The sequence below is a fragment of the Microcoleus sp. N9_A1 genome, assembly GCF_036701795.1.
Taxonomy (GTDB): Bacteria; Cyanobacteriota; Cyanobacteriia; order Cyanobacteriales; family Microcoleaceae; genus Microcoleus.
In genome coordinates, this window is sequence record NZ_JAUBRI010000071.1 from 16,859 (window position 1) to 33,400 (window position 16,542).

Here is a 16,542-nt window from a genome sequence, read left to right on the forward strand (position 1 = left end):
CTGCAAATTTTTTAATCAGGAGCAACAAACCTTATGACACTAGCAACAGCCAAAGATAGCAAAACCAAGATTTTGCAAAACTTTCAGCAGATTTTAGCAGACAAAAAAAAGATTGAATCTAAAGTCGAAACTAAGGAACAGTCAGCCGAAAAAGCCAAAAGCAAACAACTGCTAGAAGTTGCTTCTACCTACACAATTGATAGCATTGTTAAAGGCTTGGCAGACTTGCAATTAGATTTCGGTAGCATCACCAGCGGACTTTCGGAAAAACTGAAGGCGGAATCTGCGAAATTAGATGAATTAAAACGGGCGATCGAAATTGAAGCCGAACAATTGCAAGAGTTGCAGCAAGTTAGAGTTGTAGCAGACGCTCTCCACATTTTAACTCAAGAGCACCGGGAAAAACTGACGCTCCTCGAACAAAACGCCGCCAATCAGCGCGAAGTATTGGAAAAAGATACAACCCAAAAGCGCAAGATTTGGGAAAAAGAACAGCAAGAATTTGATGCAGCATTTCAAGAACAAACTGCACTCACAACTAAACAGCGCCAGCAGGAAACAGCCGATTATCAATACGAATTGCAGCGCGACCGCAAAATTGAAACCGACGAATACGAAGAAACGAAGCGCAAACTAGAACGGCAATTGCAAGAATCTACCCGCGAAAAAGACAAAAACTGGGCGGAAAGAGAAAAAGCCCTCAGCGACAATCAAGCGGAGTTTGAAGAGAATCAAAGGAAAGCCGCCGGATTTGAAGAAGAACTCAAACAGGCTTACATGAAAGCCAAAGAAGAAGCTATTCAAGAAGTTTCCCGCGAAGCTAAAGTCAAGGCAGATTTAGCGGACAAGGAATGGGAAGGAAGCAAGCAGGGATATGAGTTGAAAGTGCAATCTTTACAGCAGACAATTGCGCGGCAAACTGAACAAATTGCTGAGATTTCCGCGCAACTGCAAGCTACGATGAAGCAAGCGCAAGATTTGGCAATGAAAGCTTTTGCGAGCAAAGCTTAAAACTCGGTTTGTAGTGAGGACTGAAGTCCTGACTGCGAACCTAATTCACAACTATTAACAAATCAAAAGCTATGAACAAAAAAGTTAGCGACAAAAGCACCAAGGCTCAAATTTTAGAAGCGTACAAGGAAGCCGCAGAAGAAAAAGCTGCATTAGAATTGCAAATCAAACAGCTAAATGCTTCCCCAAAGCAAGCAGCAGTTCCTGAAAAACTTATTGTGGAGGCACAAAAATCAATGGTTTCAACTCAAACTCAACAAAAAATGCAGTCCACAATCGACAATTTGATTTTGCTGCAATTTGGCTTTGGTGGCGCTGTCAGCGAGTTGTCTGAAAAGTTAACTTCCGAAGCTACTAAATTGGAAGAATTGCGGCGCGTTGTGGGGGAAGAAGTTCAACAACTGCAAGAGTTGCACAGTTTAGAAGATGTTGCGGAAGATACGCTAGATAATTTAATTCAGCAGTACGAAGAAAGTGCGAAAACTTTTACTGACGAACTCAGCGAACGGCGCGAAACTGTTGAACAGGAGTTGTTGGAACTGCGGCTGGCTTGGGAAAAAGAGCAGGAATTGCAAAAGTTGACTATTACAGAACGTAATGATAATCAGCAAAAAGCTCGCAGCCGGGATGAGGAGTTGTATGATTACGATCTGAATCTTCAGCGAAATCTTGATATCGAAGAATACGAACAGCGCCAGCAAAGGCTTTATCAAGAAATTGAAGAGTTTCGCCAGGAACAGGAGAAACAGTGGGCGGAACGGGAAAAATCTATTGCGGAACGGGAAAGTTTGTCTGCGGATGTTAAGGCTAAGGTGGAAGCTTTTCCGAAGGAATTGGAAGCTAATATCAAAAATGGGAAAGATACTGGTCGCAATATTGGCAATTATCAAGCTAAGGTTAAGGCGGATTTGTTGGCTAAAGATATTGAAGGACAAAAGCAAAATTATGAACTGCAAATTCAAGGGATGTTGCAGACTATTCAAAATCAAGATGCGCGGCTTGCTAGTTTGTCACAGCAACTTGATTCTGCTTTGAAACAGGTTCAAGATTTGGCGGTGAAGGCGATTGAGGGTTCGTCGAATTTGAGTTCTTTCCAAGCTGTGAGGGAAATTGCGATCGAACAAGCTAAGACTCAGCAGAAAAATAAGTAGATACAGCGCTTTTAGGAGTTAATTAGGTTGCTTTAGATACCCGATTTCTTGAAGAAGTCGGGTATCTGGGTATTGAATGGAGAGATTTTTGCGATCGCCCGCTTCTTGTGCAAAAATATAAGTATTTAGGATTAGGACAACTGCTATGCTTGATACTAACAACTTTGAACTGCGGGATATTCCGATATATTCTATCCCTCAAGCAGCACAATATCTCAGGCTGCGAAGAGATATGTTGCGACATTGGGTTGTTGGCTGGTACTCGCAAACAAAAACGGACAAGCACTTCTTTGAGCCGTTGATTGAGTTACCTCAACACCATAATCTTGAACTGCTGCCCCAGTCCAAAACTAGACTACTTTCTTTTACCAATTTGGTAGAGGCTCATGTGTTGATTGCTATTGTTAAGGCTACTGGCTTCTCCCGAAAACAACTTAGCACCACTCTCAAATGTGTCAACCGTAATTTTTCTACTCCTCACTTATACGCTCGAATTGAGTTTCAAGTCGAGGGAATTGCTCTTTTGTTTGAGAGATGCGGACAGAAGCTTGCAGCCTCCGGCAGGGAACCGGAAGCGAGGCAGATTCTAGACATTTATTTCGATCGCATTGTACGAGATGAAGCTGGATTACCTATCAAACTCTTCCCTTTCACGAAGCTACCAGGTTCCGACGAACCTAAAACAGTGATGATTGACCCCAGAATCTCCTTTGGCCGCCCTGTTTTGGCTGGAACTGGCATTCCCACAGCTATGCTGGCAGAACGTTACAAAGCGGGTGATTCCATAGATGAACTTGCTGAGGACTATAATTGCGATCGGCTCCAAATAGAGGAAGGTATTCGCTGCGAACTTCCGCTAGTAGCATGAATGAGATATTTTTCATCGATCGATGTTTAGGAACAAAACTGGCAGATTCGTTACGAAATGCGGGGGCGACAGTAGAAATTCATGACGATCGTTTTAAGCAAGATGTCAAGGATGAGGATTGGCTGAGGATAGTTGGAGAAAGCAATTGGGTTGTACTTACAAAGGACAAGAAAATTGCTAGCCGTCCTTTGGAGTTATTGGCTGTGGCTCAAGGTAATGTACGGCTGTTTGCATTTGTGGGTAGCGATGTTTCTGGAGTTGTAGTGGCACAAGCTTTTGTAAATGCCTTAGAAAATATGCAACGATTTATTCGGGGGAATCAAGCACCTTTTATTGCTAAGGTGTACCAGTCTGGTTTGGTAAAGCCCTGCAAAAACCAAAAGGAACTTTTGAGAATCCTCCCTAAAACCAGTGAGTAAATCATCTCAAAGTTAATCTCGATTAGTCCAGTTTATAAACTGTCTACTCCCTTCCAGGCTCAAAGAGTATGAAAACCTATCTACAGGGTTGTAGTTTTTAATCAAAAGCCCGATCGCCCTGTGCACTTCTAGAAACTGTCCTTTGTTCTCCTGACTGCTTCATTCACGCTCATTATTGTATAAGTTAATCAACCAAAAAATATATTTGGGGCTTAAAGATTATGTCACAACAAATCATACGTCAAAAAGATACTAATGCTTGGATTCTTCAGTGCTGGGTTTCTTTTATTGTTGCCATTTCTGCAACTACTGTTGGTGTGATTTATTTACAGGTAGATCCTTGGCAAAAGGCTTTTATGGGTATGGGTTTAACTTTTTCTGTCGGCTCGTCTTTTACTTTAGCAAAAACCATTCGCGATAACAATGAGTCAACAAGATTGACTGCGAGAATCGACGAAGCGAGAGTTGAGAAAATTCTCGCGGAACATCATCCTCTCAAATGAATTTGAATGATAGAATGTATACAAAAACAGCCCGCGCGGGCTGTTTTTGTTGAGCTTGATGGGAAAATCTGGGGATTTCAATGGCTACCTTTGAACTGACGATCGCCCTTATTTTTTTGGCGCTGGCGAATTCCGGCCTGAACCGTAGCCATATCTACGGGAAAACCAACGACAGGAATCACCTGATCCTTGCGTTCTTCTTCCAGATTCTTGAGTTCGGTGTAGTCAACCCAGTGAATGCAATTTACCGGACAAGTGTCGATCGCCTCAGCAATCAACTCTTCAGAATCCCCGTCTTGTCGAACTACGCGCGATCGCCCGTAATCCGGCTCAATGTAGAAAGTATTGCGAGCAACATGAGCGCAGTGCTTGCAGCCAATGCAGGTAATCTCATCAACATAGACACCTTTTTGGCGAAACACACCGCCCAATTCCGGTTCCAAACCAGAGCGATCGGGCGCATCCCGCAAAAATCCGCCCAACTCCGGCTCCAAACCAGTGCGATCGCTTGCTGTATCTATTCCGAGTCCAGAAAGCTCAGACATTTAGATCCCTCAGAATAATCAATAAGTCCAGGCGGACTCGAACGAGACTTGAATTGCAAAAATCGGTTTGTAGTAAAGACTTCAGTCCTTTCTTTCCCCGATCGCCAGCAACGACTTGCATTCCTGGCTGCGAACAATCTGTAAATTATTAAGCACACCAGCGCTGAACCACCAAGCGGATCGAACCGTCTTGATTTTGCTTTTGCTCAGAAACTTGGAAACCCTGCTTAGCGCTTTCATTCACCACAGTATGGTAAGCGTAGCGCTGAGTCACCTTATTCAGAAAACGGTCTACAGACCAAGCTTGCTGCCAAAATTGCAAATCGGCCACCAATTCATACTCAGTCCCGTTCCAGCTAAAACCTAAGTCATAGCCGTTTTCTTGCTCGATTACCACCTCAGCAGTGCTGGTGAGGCCGCGATAGCCGCGCACCTCAGTCGGGCCCGACTTCCAGTCGATACCCAAATCAGTTAAAGCAGCTTCCAAAGAATTCAAATTGCGGATCTGGGTCTTAATTTGGCTAAAGTGTGACATGGTGATTCCAAAAAAAATTTAAGTGAACTCAACAAAAAAGATTACCAATCGCTAAAAGCCACTTGGGCCGTCGCTTCGGCTGACTGATTGAGCGCAAGCGCGAAATATTCAGATGTTGACTCTTGATGAAGCACCACGCCAAGCTGGGCTTCTATAGCAGCAGTTACCTCAGCGCAGGAAGCACCGACAATGCCGGTGACTGTTTCCTGTACGCGGCCATCTGGATAAATCACAAATTCTAGTGTTTCCATAATCCGGGCTGACTGAATAGGAACGATGAAATCAGACACCGACGCCAGCAAGCTTGGTACGATGCCTCCTGAAGTCGCTTCTTGAGAGTTGGCTGACTCGCCACTATATCAATTTTGACTAATTGATAGGTTTTGAGTCACAACTTAACAGAACTTATTAATATGTAGGAGCAATACGTCAGTGTTATGTAAAGTTTCGCGTACATTGGCACATCAGTCAAGTCGATCAATTTGAGATTTGAGATTTGAGATTGAGGAAGAAGGCAGAAAAAAGAGGGGATGAACCGCAGAGGGCGCAGAGGGCGCAGAGGGAAGAAGGCAGAAGGTAAGAGGCAAAAGTATAAATTCCCCATCTCGCCATCTAATTCTCTCTGGGGTCTAAAACGTCTCGCAGGCCATCGCCCAAAAGGTTGAAACCCAGAACAGTCAAGGTAATCAGCAAACCGGGAAACAAAATAGTCCAAGGAGAAGAAAGAGCGTATCCGCCCTTAAAAGCATCAGAAAGCATCGTCCCCAACTCAGGAACCGGCGGCTGTGCGCCCAAACCCAAAAAACCTAAACCAGCAGCTTCTAGCGTCGCTGTACCAGTCGAAAGAGTTGCTTGTACAACTAGCGGCGCGAGACTTCCCGGCAAAATGTGGCGAAAAATAATCCGTAAGTCGCTGGCGCCCAAGGCCTTGACAGCCAAAACAAATTCTTGTTCCCGAAGCGATAGCACCATGCTGCGAGTGAGGCGGATGTAAATCGGAATTTGCACGAGGCTGACGGCGATAATTACGCTTTGCAGGCTCGGCCCGGTGACGGTAACAACGCCGATCGCCAGTAAGATCGAAGGAAAGGCTAGCAAAATATCCGCCAAAATCCCGATCGCCATTTCAGCCCATCCGCGAAAATACCCAGCAAAGAGCCCCAACAGCGATCCGACAAACAACCCCGCAGCCACAGAAACCAGGCTGACAAGCAAAGATATCCCCAATCCGTGCCACACCCGCACCAACAAATCTCGCCCCAAACTGTCGGTGCCGAACCAATGTTTGACACTAGGAGCCACTAATCTGGACAAATAATCGCGATCGACCGCAGCATCGTAGGGGGAAATTACAGGGGCTAACAGTGCCAAAAGAATCAGCGCTAAGGTCAAAATTAAGCCGATTTTCCCGGAGGTCGATCGGCAAAATCGCTGCCAAGCTGCTTGTGGAAATACTAAGTTTTTATTCCATCTTCGATTTTCCATCTTTTGCTGTCACCAAAAAAACTGAGGACTGGGGCAACTACTAGGATAAATTCACGAGCGCGATCGCAGAAATACGTTAACAGGACTTGCTCCAGGGAGACCAAAAACTCGGTGCATTACCGTCCATATCCCATTGCATTTTTCGCCCCAAATGACCAATGCCTGAGCTCTTCCTTAAAGACCCTTTAAGATATAGAGAACAAGATAAATTTAAGAGCACAATGACATCAACCCTACTCAAAACCTCAGCTCGATCGCCCCTGAACGCTCCAACAGTGCGCCATTTCCCCAACGGCCTCACAGTTATAGCCGAACACTTACCAGTTGATGCCGTCAACCTCAGCGTGTGGATGAATTTAGGCTCAGCCGTCGAATCCGACGAAATCAACGGCATGGCTCACTTTTTAGAACACATGATTTTTAAGGGAACTCCCAGCATTCAGAGTGGAGAATTTGAACGGGCGATCGAAGAACGCGGCGCTGTCACCAATGCTGCCACCAGCCAAGATTACACTAACTATTACATCACCACAGCCCCTAAAGATTTTGCCGAACTAGCCCCCCTGCAAGTCGATGTGTTGCTCAACGCCAGCATTCCAGACGATGCCTTCGATCGCGAACGGCTGGTAGTATTGGAAGAAATCAGACGATCGGAAGACAATCCCCGTCGCCGCACCTATCAGCGATCGATGCAATTAGCCTTTGAAGTCTTGCCCTACAAGCGACCGGTACTCGGCCCGACTTCCGTCATCGAACAGTTGACAGCGCAACAAATGCGGGATTTCCACAGCAGCAGATATCACCCAGGAGCCATGACAGCCGTAGCTGTAGGCAATTTGCCAGTCGATCAACTAATAGAAATTGTCGCAGAGAGTTTTGCAGCAAAAAGCACAGCACAAAACAACAAAATAAATGTGCCTGCTGTCGGCAAATTTCACCCAGAACCCCAAATCCTGAACTACGGCCAAGAATCGCCCTTTACAGAAACAGTCCGCCGCGAATTTGTAGACTCTGCCCTTCAGCAAGCCCGACTGATCGTGATGTGGCGAGTGCCAGGTTTCATGGAAATGTCAGAAACTTATGCCCTCGACGTTTTGGCGACAATATTGGGTCACGGCCGCACAACTCGCTTGGTTCATGATTTGCGCGAAGAAAAAGGGCTAGTCTCGTCAATTTCGGTCAGCAACATGACTCAGCGACTCGGCGGCGTATTCTCGATTTCCGCTCAACTAGCAACAGAAAACTTGGCAGCAGTGGAAGCTGCGATCGTCCAACACATCCGCACTCTCCAAACCGAACTGGTGACAGATGCCGAAATTTCCCGCATCCGCACTCAAGTAGCAAATCGGTTTATCTTCGGTAACGAAATTCCGAGCGATCGAGCAAGTTTGTACGGTTACTATCAGTCGATGGTAGGAGATATCGCTCCCGCCCTCAACTATGCCGCCTGCATCCAAGCTCAGACTGCCGAGGATCTCCGAGAAGCCGCCGTCAAATATCTGTCTCCCGACGCAATGGGTGTTGTGGTAATTCGCCCGGACGAAGCATAAATCCGACGATCGCCTCAACAGGGGAATTCTTCCCTCCCTCTGGTTTTGAGGCATCCAACGGCCTTCGGCATTCTGCCGAAACAATGTCAACGGATACCAGGGATTTTTAGTCAATAGTGCGTGAAATTCGATCGGTTCTCGCCTTGAAGGTTTTGTATCAAATCATTAATATGAAGCCTTTAAGGTACGGACGATCGGCAAAATTACCCTAATTTTATGAAACAATAAACTGGGAATTATTGACGAGCCAGCAATTTAGTCTAGGGAAACCAGATTGATCGGCGATCGTAATTCTAAAATCTAAAATCTAAAATCTAAAATCGATTGAGCGACAAAATTACCGTAATTTCATGAGACGATAAACTGGGAATTATTGACGAGCCAGCAATTTAGTCTAGGGGAAACCAGATTGCTCGGCGCTCGTAAATCTCAAATCTCAAATCGATTGACAGGGGCACTCAAGCATGAAATTACAAAACTTTCTCAACTCAAAAATTAGGTACGATGCCAAAGCAATTGCTGCAGACGACGAACTCAGTGGCCAAATTCAAAGCCGCCTCATTGACCTGGGCTTACTGAAACCTCCCGTAGACGGAATTTTTGGCCCTCTCTCTACCGCCACCCTCCACCGATTTCAAACTCTGATGAAGTGCGGCGAACCGGGTTTTTTGGGAGCAGTCACAGCCAAAAAGCTGATTGAAACCAAACCAGAGGAGATTCCCACACATCCCCTGATCCTGAAAACGCTCAGAGACACGATTTTTAAATCAAAACCGCTGGCGTCTTCTCAAATTCAGGACTCGGAAAAACAAGTAATACCAGCCGGAAAAGAGTTTGAGATCTTGGCTTTTGCTCCGGCTCGCGGTCACATCAGAGTTGCTCTCCGCAACGAGTCTTTCAAAGATTCAGGGATTTGGTATGTTTTCGGAGCACACGCTCAAATTACTCAAGACGGCGTTCTGTTTTTTCCCAAACCGAATCCCCCAACTGTCAGGCTTGGCATTCCTTATCTATCGCAAATGGATAACTTGAATAATCCTACAGGTTCTTGCAATGTAACTTCATTAGCGATGTGTATGGACTTTTTGAGGGTGCCACGGCGCAAACAAACCGGGCAATATGAAGACGAACTCTACGAATATGCGATCGCCAAAGGTTATAGTCGCTGGGACCCCTACGATTTAGCAAAGATTGTTAGAGATTACGGCGCTCAAGATTTCTTTACCGAGAATGCAACTATTGATGACATTCAAGATTGGCTAGCCAGCGGAAATCCCGCTGTCATCCATGGATACTTCACGTCTTTCGGTCACATTATAGTTGCATCAGGCTACGACAGCGAGGGATTCTTCGTCCACGATCCCTATGGTGAGTGGTTCCGAAGTGGCTACGATACAAGTGTCAGCGGTGCTTACTTGCACTATAATTATCGCTTAATCCGCAGCCTCTGTATGCCTGACGGTAATTTTTGGGTTCATTTTATCTCGAAGTAATTGTTAAGAGTCAGTTGACAGTTGACAGTTGATAGTTGACAGTTGATAGTTGACAGTTGATAGTTGACAGTTGATAGTTGATAGTTGACAAATGTAAACGAGAGCATCTCATTCTTATAAAAAGCATTTGTTTTATTATAGTGCGAGCTTAATAACTCGCGAGTTGTACAATACGCGATCGGGGACAGCACTATAAATGCAAAACTGAGATGCTCCAACTGTCAACTGTCAACTGTCAACTGATTTTCATGCTCAAATCCAGCCAAGTCGATCGCGTAATTGGAGCACTGGTTGAAATATAATCAACTCCGGTTTCGGCTACACTCCTAATTGTGTCTAAAGTAACATTGCCGGAAGCTTCGATTTTTACCCGATCGCTCTTTTCGCGAATTATTGCCACAGCCTGCCGCATCAAATCATAAGACATATTATCCAACATGATAATATCAGCTTTGTGCTGCAAAGCCGTTTCTACTTCAGCCAAAGTTTCGGTTTCAACTTCGATTGTCAGCGGATAGGGAATCGAATTGCGAATACGGGCGATCGCCTCAGCAATTCCGCCAGCCGCCGCGATATGATTGTCTTTAATCATCACTGCGTCATCCAATCCCATCCGATGATTGCAAGCGCCGCCGACTTGAGTTGCGTATTTTTCCAACAATCTCAACCCGGGCGTTGTCTTGCGCGTATCCACCAATTGCACGGGTAAATCGGCAATTTTGTCAACATATTTCTGAGTTAAAGTAGCGATGCCGCTCAAACGCATTGCCAAGTTTAATGCTACTCTTTCTCCCGTTAGCAGGGCGTCGAAATTGCCGGAAATCTCGGCAATTACTTCTCCTTTTTCGCACAGTTTCCCTTCCGGTACTTGGGGGATGAAACTGAGGCTGCTGTCTAAAAGTTTAAATGTGCGATCGGCAATTGGCAATCCGGCAATGACTCCAGCTTCTTTGACAATCCATTTTGCAGTACCCTGGATGCTCGCTGCGGGGAATAAAGCCGATGTTGTGCGATCGCCCCTACCGATATCTTCTAGTAGCCAGTTGTGCAATAGGGAGTCTAAAACTATCCAAGGCGGTAATATTGCTGTCATGTTTTTGTTGGTTGTTATATCAAGATCATATCTACTAGGAAGAATAGTCGATCGGGCGATTTTAGGCAATTTGCAAAATAATGATGGTGTCAGTGTTCGTGTGGCGAGCGGGATTTGGGATGCGGGGGCGATCGGGCTAGATGATGGGGTATTCTGTTGCTGACATTGGGTGTTGGTGCTTTAATGGAATAGATAGGGCGAGCGCGAGCAGAAACCATGATACAGCCAGTCATTTTAGAAAAATTAGCAGAACTCCCTGAGTCTCTTCAGACAGAAGTGCTTCATTATATTGAGTTTTTGATCGAAAAGCAGGCTAAAAACTCAACTCAAGAAAAGCCGACAAAGAAGCGTCGAGTTGCCGGAACAATGAAAGGAATGTTTCTTCTACCGCTACCTGATGACTTTGATGAGCCGCTTGAGGATATGAAGGAATACATGGAATGAATAGATTACTATTGGATACTCATGCTTTGATATGGTTTGTATCTAATGATACCAATCTCCCTGTGTCAACTAGAGATAAAATTGAATCTGCCGACGATGTTTTCTTGAGCATTGCAAGTCTTTGGGAGATGGCAATAAAGCTCAATATTGGAAAACTCCCCTTACAGGGCAATTTTGAAGACATTGAACCTCAACTCATTGCTGCGGGTATAACGATTCTTCCTGTTACATTTGCCGATACGGTTCAATTCCGTTATTTACCCCTGCATCATCGAGATCCTTTCGATCGCATTCTGGTGGCACAGGCGATTAATCATTCCCTTGTTTTGGTTAGTCGCGATGTGGCTTTTGATGCCTATTACCTTCAGCGGTTATGGTCATAGCTGTGGCGGGTATCATGTTGACAAAGTTGGGTGTCGCTGATTTAATAGAGTGAGTTTGCTTTGTCGCAAGGAAAATTAGCGCCGAAACAAGCTCATCTGATTTATGAGCAAGCAGAGGCTTTGGGGTGGGCCACTAGGGCTAAGGGTAAGTTTGCTAGTAAATTTGGAAGTAACGAACTTGATAAATTAGAGTTCGGATTTGATTATTTCGCCTAAAAACTACATTCAAGCTACAAATACTCAGTTATGACTCACCTAAATATTTCTCCTCTCAACCGTCGCTCTTTTCTTAGTTATATTGCTTTAGGTACTTTGGGTTTATTGACAAAAGACTTGCTTGATCCAGCTAGCGCTATGGCTGATAGCGAGGGATTAGGCAAAAATTTCTCTACCTTGGAGAACTATCATATTTTTGTTCCTTATACAACAGCACGCAACGGAGGAAAAGAAACATTTACTTTGCGATCTGGAGAACCTTGTCAGGTAGCAATTCCCTCGAAAACCCAAGATAGCCAACAGATTACCATCAAAGGGCGCGGTCAAGACGGTAAAGATATTACTGTAGTTTTGCATACCTTATACGATCGACAACTCGGAATAAAAGAGGAAATTTATCAAGAAATTGACAAAAATACGCAATTTATCGAAGAAGCAAGCAAAGCTAAATGCAAATTTGTTTATGAGCAAATCGAGGATGGTGAGTATATTAACGATGTGATTGCCTTGGATTTGCTTGATTATGTGATATCCTCCTCAAAGCTAGACAACAAAATTAAAGAGCGTTACCAAATCGCCAGTAACAATTCGCGCTTACTCGGAACTGAACAAGCCATTGAAATGGCATTAAGTCAATCTAAACTAACTGAGGCAGAAAAGAAACTAATTAGAGGGACTTTTGCCTCCGTCCGTGCCGGCGAACCTGTTCCTGACTTTAAGGCGCTCACAGATATTGACTCAATTGTTGCCGCGTCGGCACTGCCTTTAGAAATCAAACAATACTACCTTCCAGCCAGTAACAATATAGCAGCCTTAACAGTGGACTTCATTCTTGTCAAACTGATCGAGGAAAACCAAGAATTAACTCCCGATCAACCGAAAAAGTACCTGTCAACTTATCAGCAGGTACGTGCTGGGAAAAGAGTAGAAGAGGCCGCAGCTTTAAAATCCCTAGACTCATTCATCAGTAATGCTGAAATTCCAGAAAATGCTAAAGTTGTTTACTCAATAGCAAGCAAACACAATTTAGAGAATCAAGTTGCTTCTAGTGAAAAAGCCGATGCTTTTGTCCCAACTGATCAAGAAATCAAAAAACTAATGGAGGAGGCTAAAAAAAGAGGAGCAGCAATTGTTCCAGTAGCTAAGAAAATACTGAGTATGATCGGAGTAAAAACAGCAACAGGTGTCACTATTAGTAGTTTATCAGGAGGGGCTGAAACCAGCGCGACTTTAGCTTTTTTAGGTGGTGGTTCTGTCGCGGCTGGTGGTTTAGGAATGCTGGGTGGTTTAGCAGTAGTAACAGGAGGAGCCGCGCTATTGGGAGCCGCAGGAGTGCTGTCTATTGCGTTAGTTTCAGAAATGGATAGCGAAGACCAAAAAAATCTGGGAATTGCAATTGGTACAGGAACAATCGCCGGTACTGCAACTGTTTTAGCTGCTTGGACTGTTGCGACTGCTTTGGAAGTAGCCGGTACATTGTCCGGTGCTGCTGCTATCACTGCCACTATTTCGGCTCTTGGGGGACTCGGTTTAATCACGGGCGGTACTGCTGTTGTTGCAGGGGGTGTAGCAATTGGAATTTGGTCATTTCGCAAATCTGTAAAGACTCGCGATTCATCCATGCTGCACCAGTTAGAAACTCGAACCTACACCTATACTGAAGATATAATTCCCGGTTATTGGGGAGAATTTTTTTCACAAAATAAGGTAAGTCCAAAATATATTATTAAAGATGGATTTTCTGCTCCTAATATTCCATTAGATAAACTATCCAAAGCGCTGTCTTCATGGCTATCTCTTGACTATGGAGAAAAAGTAATCGCTTTGATAGACAACAGTGTTTTTAAAGATGCAAAAGAGGGGGTTGTATTTACAAACGCAAAAATGGCTTGGAAAATAATTCTTTCAGATGCTCAGACCATTAACTATGAAAACTTAGCAAAATTTGTCAAGGCGGAAAGCAAATTAACTTCACTGCTATCTGACGTGAAGCAGAAACAGGAGTTGTCTAAGTTGAAAACGGTAGTAGATATTTTGTCAGACGAGAAATACTCTACCAATTTATCTAAGTTGCAAGAGTTAGTAACTATTGTGGGGAGTGACAAAAACTTATCGGATCTGGTTTCTAATGAGAAGTATAAAAACACGTTGCCAAAATTAAAAAATGCAGTAGCTATTTTATCAGACGAGAAGTCCAGTCAGAACTTGTCTAAGTTGAAAGAGGTTGTAGATGTCTTATCTAATGAACCTGATTTAGTAAAATTTTTCTCGTCGCAATTAGTGTCACAGCTATCTGACAAGAACTATACCAATGACTTGTCTAGGTTAAAAGAGGTAGTAGATAGGTTTTTAACTGAATCTGACAAGGACAATTTCACTAAATTGCTTCGACAAATTAGCCAAAAATATAGCACAGTTTAGGCAGCAACTTTTGCCCGCGATTCTGGCTATGAGAAAGGCGGCAGGCGATCGCCCACTATTGACTGCTAAAATTAAGGGCGATCGCTTGTTATGATTGTATTAAAATAAAAACGACTGGAATGGGCAATTATTATGACTATTCCTGATATTGCGATCGCCAAATTGCAGCAACTTCCCGAATCATGTTTGCCAGAAGTCAGCGACTTTATCGACTTTGTGATGCACAAGCACCAAAATAGAATAGCTGAACCCAAACTTCCAGACGATATTGCCAAAGGTTGGGCAAAATGGTTCGAGGAAGTCGATCGCTACTTACAACCAAATTGTGTGTACCGCATATAATGGAATATTCTGTATCTACTTCAATATCATCCAAAGCTGGTTGAAGATGTTTCCGATTCCGCAATTATCTTTGGGATTTCCTAGGCTGATTTCTTTCCCATTCCTATTACTTAAACGAATTTTACCCCTGATTAGCTATTTTCCTATGCTTAGAGTGACAGAAGAGCACTAATCGGGCTATCTTGTATATTCCTAAAAATTGCGGTGTGTAAAAGGTTTAGGCTCCGTTTCTCCCTCGAAAGCGTATTGGCATTCGATCTGACGGATAAATTAACAGGTTTTGCTGTAATTCTTCTAGAGAAGAACGACCGTTGACTAACTCCCAATCGAAGTGGCGCACCAATAATGCTAACATCATTGTTCCTTCCAGCATTGATAGATGCTCTCCTAAGCAACGATGCGACCCTGAGCCAAAGTCTATCATTGGCAGTGAACTTGTTTCCTTATTCTTGTCTAGCCAACGTTCGGGCAGAAATTCCTCTGGGTTAGCATAAACTTCTGGATCTCTTCCGGCTGCAAGCATTGACCAGGATACTTTTGTCCCACGCGGAATCACTGTACCCTCAATTAGAGTATCCCGTTGAGCCTCCAATGGACTTGAGCCAGAGGCAACTGAATAAAGGCGCAGTGTTTCTTTGATAATGGCACGAATATAAGCCAATTCTTTGAGGTTTTTTAGGTTAATCCCACTTTGTTTTTGCCAAGCTTGGTCAACGATATCTCGTGCTTGTTGAAATACTCTTTGATTTAAGCTCAATTCGCCAACTGCAAAGGATAAAGTATGGGCTGTGGTGTCAGTCCCAGCTATTAATAGTTCAATCGATTCTGATATTAAGGTTTCGCGGTCATATTTTGGTTCTTTAGCCGCGATTTTGACTAACATTGATTCCCTAAACAAACTACTGACTTGTGGGAAATCAGTTGGATTTTGTTCTCTCATCTGTAAAGCTAAGTCTACGCGGGGAGTAAGGAATTCCGTTAAATATCGCCTTGCTGCCCAATAATCCCGTGAATTCTGAGTTGGCAAATATTTCATCCATCTTTTCTCCCCCGTAGCTTGTCGCAGGAAACGATAGCCTACAATAGACATCGCTTCGTACACCTTGCTAACTTCCAGGGGGGAACCTTCCTGACTGGTACTATTTCTATCTACAGGAATACCTAGTACAAAAGAGGAAATCACCCTCATTGTTAGTTCCACAAACACAGGATCTACCTCCACCTCTTTTGGGGGGGCAACTTGTTTCAGTGTCTCAATGACTTGTTCGCAAGCTTCGCTAATTATTTCCAGATATTTGGAAATATTGCTGGAACTAAATTCTGGATTCCAAGCCTGGCGTCGCCACTGCCACTCCGTTGCAGTTTCTCCGAGCATAATAGAACCGCTGATATCGTTCCATGCTTGACGTACTTGCTGGGATCTAATTAAGCTACCATCTCTCATCCCATTGATAATGGTATCTTCAATTACTTTTGGTTTACTTAAAATCACAGATGGAGTCCTGCCATTCCAGATGACGTACATCGGGCCTAGCTGCTGGCTCCAATCAAAAAATAGCTGAAATAATTTCTTCTGTTTTACTGCTGCTAATACTTGTGGCAGATTTCCTAACACCCAATATTGGGGAGGCGAAGGGAGTGATTGTAGCGATTTATACGTTTCCTTTCCTTTCCACCATCGCCAACTCAGTATAGACGCTATGCTAGTAAAGCCTAATACTATTACTAAATATGACAAGAAGGAAGAAGAACCATTTATTTGATAAGTAATGCTTTGAAACATAAATCTGCCAAAGTCGATAGTTTTTTATTACCCATATACTACCTTGAAATGGAGATTAAGTAAGTCAACCTAATTAAATATAAAACGTTCGACTTGGTAATTGCCTGATTTGGCTCTAGCATTAACTCCTTTAATGATGGCCTGGGATAATTCGTACTCGTCTTCAAATACGCAACAAGCTCTGGACTTACGCACTTGTCATATTATAAACATCTGTAACTCCCCAAAAAACTAAAGCCCTTTTCCGTTGTTGCGGGAAAAGAGCTTTAATTTATGATTAACCTGGCACTGAGCTATTTT

18 protein-coding genes are annotated in these 16,542 nt (G+C 43.8%); 12 read left to right on the plus strand and 6 right to left on the minus strand.

Features of this window, described 5'->3' with window-relative positions; all coding sequences use genetic code 11:
- The first annotated feature begins 33 nt into the window (after positions 1–33).
- The 5 genes from QUA58_RS25315 (at position 34) to QUA58_RS25335 (ending at position 3,952) form a co-directional block, all read left to right on the plus strand.
- Positions 34–1,011, plus strand: a complete 978-nt coding sequence (locus QUA58_RS25315) for a hypothetical protein (protein ID WP_333194768.1) — start codon at positions 34–36, stop codon at positions 1,009–1,011.
- Between the two features lie 71 nt (positions 1,012–1,082).
- A complete protein-coding gene (locus QUA58_RS25320; RefSeq protein ID WP_333396663.1) occupies positions 1,083–2,162 on the plus strand; it encodes a hypothetical protein in 1,080 nt (359 codons plus the stop codon).
- 145 nt (positions 2,163–2,307) lie between these two features.
- Complete coding sequence (locus QUA58_RS25325; protein ID WP_333396665.1) at positions 2,308–3,030, plus strand: DUF433 domain-containing protein; 723 nt, start codon at positions 2,308–2,310, stop codon at positions 3,028–3,030.
- Entirely contained in the window at positions 3,027–3,449 is a 423-nt protein-coding gene (locus QUA58_RS25330) for a PIN-like domain-containing protein (RefSeq protein ID WP_333251795.1), read from the plus strand. The genes QUA58_RS25325 and QUA58_RS25330 overlap by 4 nt, the downstream gene beginning before the upstream one ends.
- A gap of 221 nt (positions 3,450–3,670) precedes the next feature.
- Positions 3,671–3,952: a YiaA/YiaB family inner membrane protein gene (locus tag QUA58_RS25335; protein WP_333088697.1), complete on the plus strand. Its 282-nt coding sequence runs from the start codon at positions 3,671–3,673 to the stop codon at positions 3,950–3,952.
- A gap of 77 nt (positions 3,953–4,029) precedes the next feature.
- Here the strand turns inward: QUA58_RS25335 and QUA58_RS25340 are convergent, their stop codons facing one another.
- The 4 genes from QUA58_RS25340 to QUA58_RS25355 all read right to left on the minus strand — a co-directional run bounded on the left by QUA58_RS25340 (position 4,030) and on the right by QUA58_RS25355 (position 6,517).
- The gene (locus QUA58_RS25340; protein ID WP_333088695.1) at positions 4,030–4,497 is read right to left on the minus strand and encodes a ferredoxin; all 468 of its coding nucleotides are present in this window, start codon (positions 4,495–4,497) and stop codon (positions 4,030–4,032) included.
- 148 nt (positions 4,498–4,645) lie between these two features.
- On the minus strand, positions 4,646–5,032 hold the full coding sequence (locus QUA58_RS25345; protein WP_193974477.1) for a DUF1257 domain-containing protein: 387 nt from the start codon (positions 5,030–5,032) through the stop codon (positions 4,646–4,648).
- 41 nt (positions 5,033–5,073) lie between these two features.
- Positions 5,074–5,283 (minus strand): DUF2997 domain-containing protein, encoded by a 210-nt coding sequence (locus QUA58_RS25350; protein ID WP_332966526.1) that lies wholly within the window; start codon positions 5,281–5,283, stop codon positions 5,074–5,076.
- Between the two features lie 361 nt (positions 5,284–5,644).
- On the minus strand, positions 5,645–6,517 hold the full coding sequence (locus tag QUA58_RS25355; RefSeq protein ID WP_333251796.1) for an ABC transporter permease: 873 nt from the start codon (positions 6,515–6,517) through the stop codon (positions 5,645–5,647).
- Positions 6,518–6,738: 221 nt separating this feature from the next.
- Here QUA58_RS25355 and QUA58_RS25360 point away from each other — a divergent pair, with 221 nt between their 5' ends.
- Complete coding sequence (locus QUA58_RS25360) at positions 6,739–8,067, plus strand: pitrilysin family protein (RefSeq protein WP_333396668.1); 1,329 nt, start codon at positions 6,739–6,741, stop codon at positions 8,065–8,067.
- A 464-nt stretch (positions 8,068–8,531) separates the two neighbouring features.
- Positions 8,532–9,560, plus strand: coding sequence for a C39 family peptidase (locus QUA58_RS25365; RefSeq protein WP_333251798.1), 1,029 nt, complete (start codon positions 8,532–8,534; stop codon positions 9,558–9,560).
- A 235-nt stretch (positions 9,561–9,795) separates the two neighbouring features.
- Here QUA58_RS25365 and nadC read toward each other — a convergent pair whose 3' ends face one another.
- On the minus strand, positions 9,796–10,653 hold the full coding sequence (nadC, locus tag QUA58_RS25370) for a carboxylating nicotinate-nucleotide diphosphorylase (RefSeq protein ID WP_333396670.1): 858 nt from the start codon (positions 10,651–10,653) through the stop codon (positions 9,796–9,798).
- Here nadC and QUA58_RS25375 point away from each other — a divergent pair.
- From QUA58_RS25375 to QUA58_RS25395, 5 genes are all read left to right on the plus strand, one after another.
- Positions 10,652–10,816 carry a hypothetical protein gene (locus tag QUA58_RS25375; RefSeq protein ID WP_333396672.1) on the plus strand — a complete coding sequence of 55 codons (165 nt, stop codon included), beginning with the start codon at positions 10,652–10,654 and terminating at the stop codon, positions 10,814–10,816. The genes nadC and QUA58_RS25375 overlap by 2 nt on opposite strands.
- A gap of 53 nt (positions 10,817–10,869) precedes the next feature.
- Positions 10,870–11,097: a type II toxin-antitoxin system VapB family antitoxin gene (gene vapB, locus QUA58_RS25380; protein WP_333396674.1), complete on the plus strand. Its 228-nt coding sequence runs from the start codon at positions 10,870–10,872 to the stop codon at positions 11,095–11,097.
- Positions 11,094–11,480, plus strand: coding sequence for a type II toxin-antitoxin system VapC family toxin (locus QUA58_RS25385; RefSeq protein ID WP_333396677.1), 387 nt, complete (start codon positions 11,094–11,096; stop codon positions 11,478–11,480). Before vapB ends, QUA58_RS25385 begins: the two co-directional genes overlap by 4 nt.
- 246 nt (positions 11,481–11,726) lie before the next feature.
- Positions 11,727–14,117: a hypothetical protein gene (locus QUA58_RS25390; RefSeq protein ID WP_333396679.1), complete on the plus strand. Its 2,391-nt coding sequence runs from the start codon at positions 11,727–11,729 to the stop codon at positions 14,115–14,117.
- Between the two features lie 132 nt (positions 14,118–14,249).
- The gene (locus tag QUA58_RS25395) at positions 14,250–14,459 is read left to right on the plus strand and encodes a hypothetical protein (RefSeq protein WP_333396681.1); all 210 of its coding nucleotides are present in this window, start codon (positions 14,250–14,252) and stop codon (positions 14,457–14,459) included.
- A gap of 217 nt (positions 14,460–14,676) precedes the next feature.
- Here the strand turns inward: QUA58_RS25395 and QUA58_RS25400 are convergent, their stop codons facing one another.
- Complete coding sequence (locus QUA58_RS25400) at positions 14,677–16,242, minus strand: cytochrome P450 (protein WP_333396682.1); 1,566 nt, start codon at positions 16,240–16,242, stop codon at positions 14,677–14,679.
- Between the last annotated feature and the right edge of the window lie 300 nt (positions 16,243–16,542).

What these genes read in the sequence shown, in the direction of transcription:
- QUA58_RS25315 (WP_333194768.1), top strand. Translation starts at nt 34, where the DNA reads ATGACACTAGCAACAGCCAAAGATAGCAAAACCAAGATTTTGCAAAAC.
- QUA58_RS25320 (WP_333396663.1), top strand. Translation starts at nt 1,083, where the DNA reads ATGAACAAAAAAGTTAGCGACAAAAGCACCAAGGCTCAAATTTTAGAA.
- QUA58_RS25325 (WP_333396665.1), top strand. Translation starts at nt 2,308, where the DNA reads ATGCTTGATACTAACAACTTTGAACTGCGGGATATTCCGATATATTCT.
- QUA58_RS25330 (WP_333251795.1), top strand. Translation starts at nt 3,027, where the DNA reads ATGAATGAGATATTTTTCATCGATCGATGTTTAGGAACAAAACTGGCA.
- QUA58_RS25335 (WP_333088697.1), top strand. Translation starts at nt 3,671, where the DNA reads ATGTCACAACAAATCATACGTCAAAAAGATACTAATGCTTGGATTCTT.
- QUA58_RS25340 (WP_333088695.1), bottom strand. Translation starts at nt 4,497, where the DNA reads ATGTCTGAGCTTTCTGGACTCGGAATAGATACAGCAAGCGATCGCACT.
- QUA58_RS25345 (WP_193974477.1), bottom strand. Translation starts at nt 5,032, where the DNA reads ATGTCACACTTTAGCCAAATTAAGACCCAGATCCGCAATTTGAATTCT.
- QUA58_RS25350 (WP_332966526.1), bottom strand. Translation starts at nt 5,283, where the DNA reads ATGGAAACACTAGAATTTGTGATTTATCCAGATGGCCGCGTACAGGAA.
- QUA58_RS25355 (WP_333251796.1), bottom strand. Translation starts at nt 6,517, where the DNA reads ATGGAAAATCGAAGATGGAATAAAAACTTAGTATTTCCACAAGCAGCT.
- QUA58_RS25360 (WP_333396668.1), top strand. Translation starts at nt 6,739, where the DNA reads ATGACATCAACCCTACTCAAAACCTCAGCTCGATCGCCCCTGAACGCT.
- QUA58_RS25365 (WP_333251798.1), top strand. Translation starts at nt 8,532, where the DNA reads ATGAAATTACAAAACTTTCTCAACTCAAAAATTAGGTACGATGCCAAA.
- QUA58_RS25375 (WP_333396672.1), top strand. Translation starts at nt 10,652, where the DNA reads ATGTTTTTGTTGGTTGTTATATCAAGATCATATCTACTAGGAAGAATA.
- nadC (WP_333396670.1), bottom strand. Translation starts at nt 10,653, where the DNA reads ATGACAGCAATATTACCGCCTTGGATAGTTTTAGACTCCCTATTGCAC.
- vapB (WP_333396674.1), top strand. Translation starts at nt 10,870, where the DNA reads ATGATACAGCCAGTCATTTTAGAAAAATTAGCAGAACTCCCTGAGTCT.
- QUA58_RS25385 (WP_333396677.1), top strand. Translation starts at nt 11,094, where the DNA reads ATGAATAGATTACTATTGGATACTCATGCTTTGATATGGTTTGTATCT.
- QUA58_RS25390 (WP_333396679.1), top strand. Translation starts at nt 11,727, where the DNA reads ATGACTCACCTAAATATTTCTCCTCTCAACCGTCGCTCTTTTCTTAGT.
- QUA58_RS25395 (WP_333396681.1), top strand. Translation starts at nt 14,250, where the DNA reads ATGACTATTCCTGATATTGCGATCGCCAAATTGCAGCAACTTCCCGAA.
- QUA58_RS25400 (WP_333396682.1), bottom strand. Translation starts at nt 16,242, where the DNA reads ATGTTTCAAAGCATTACTTATCAAATAAATGGTTCTTCTTCCTTCTTG.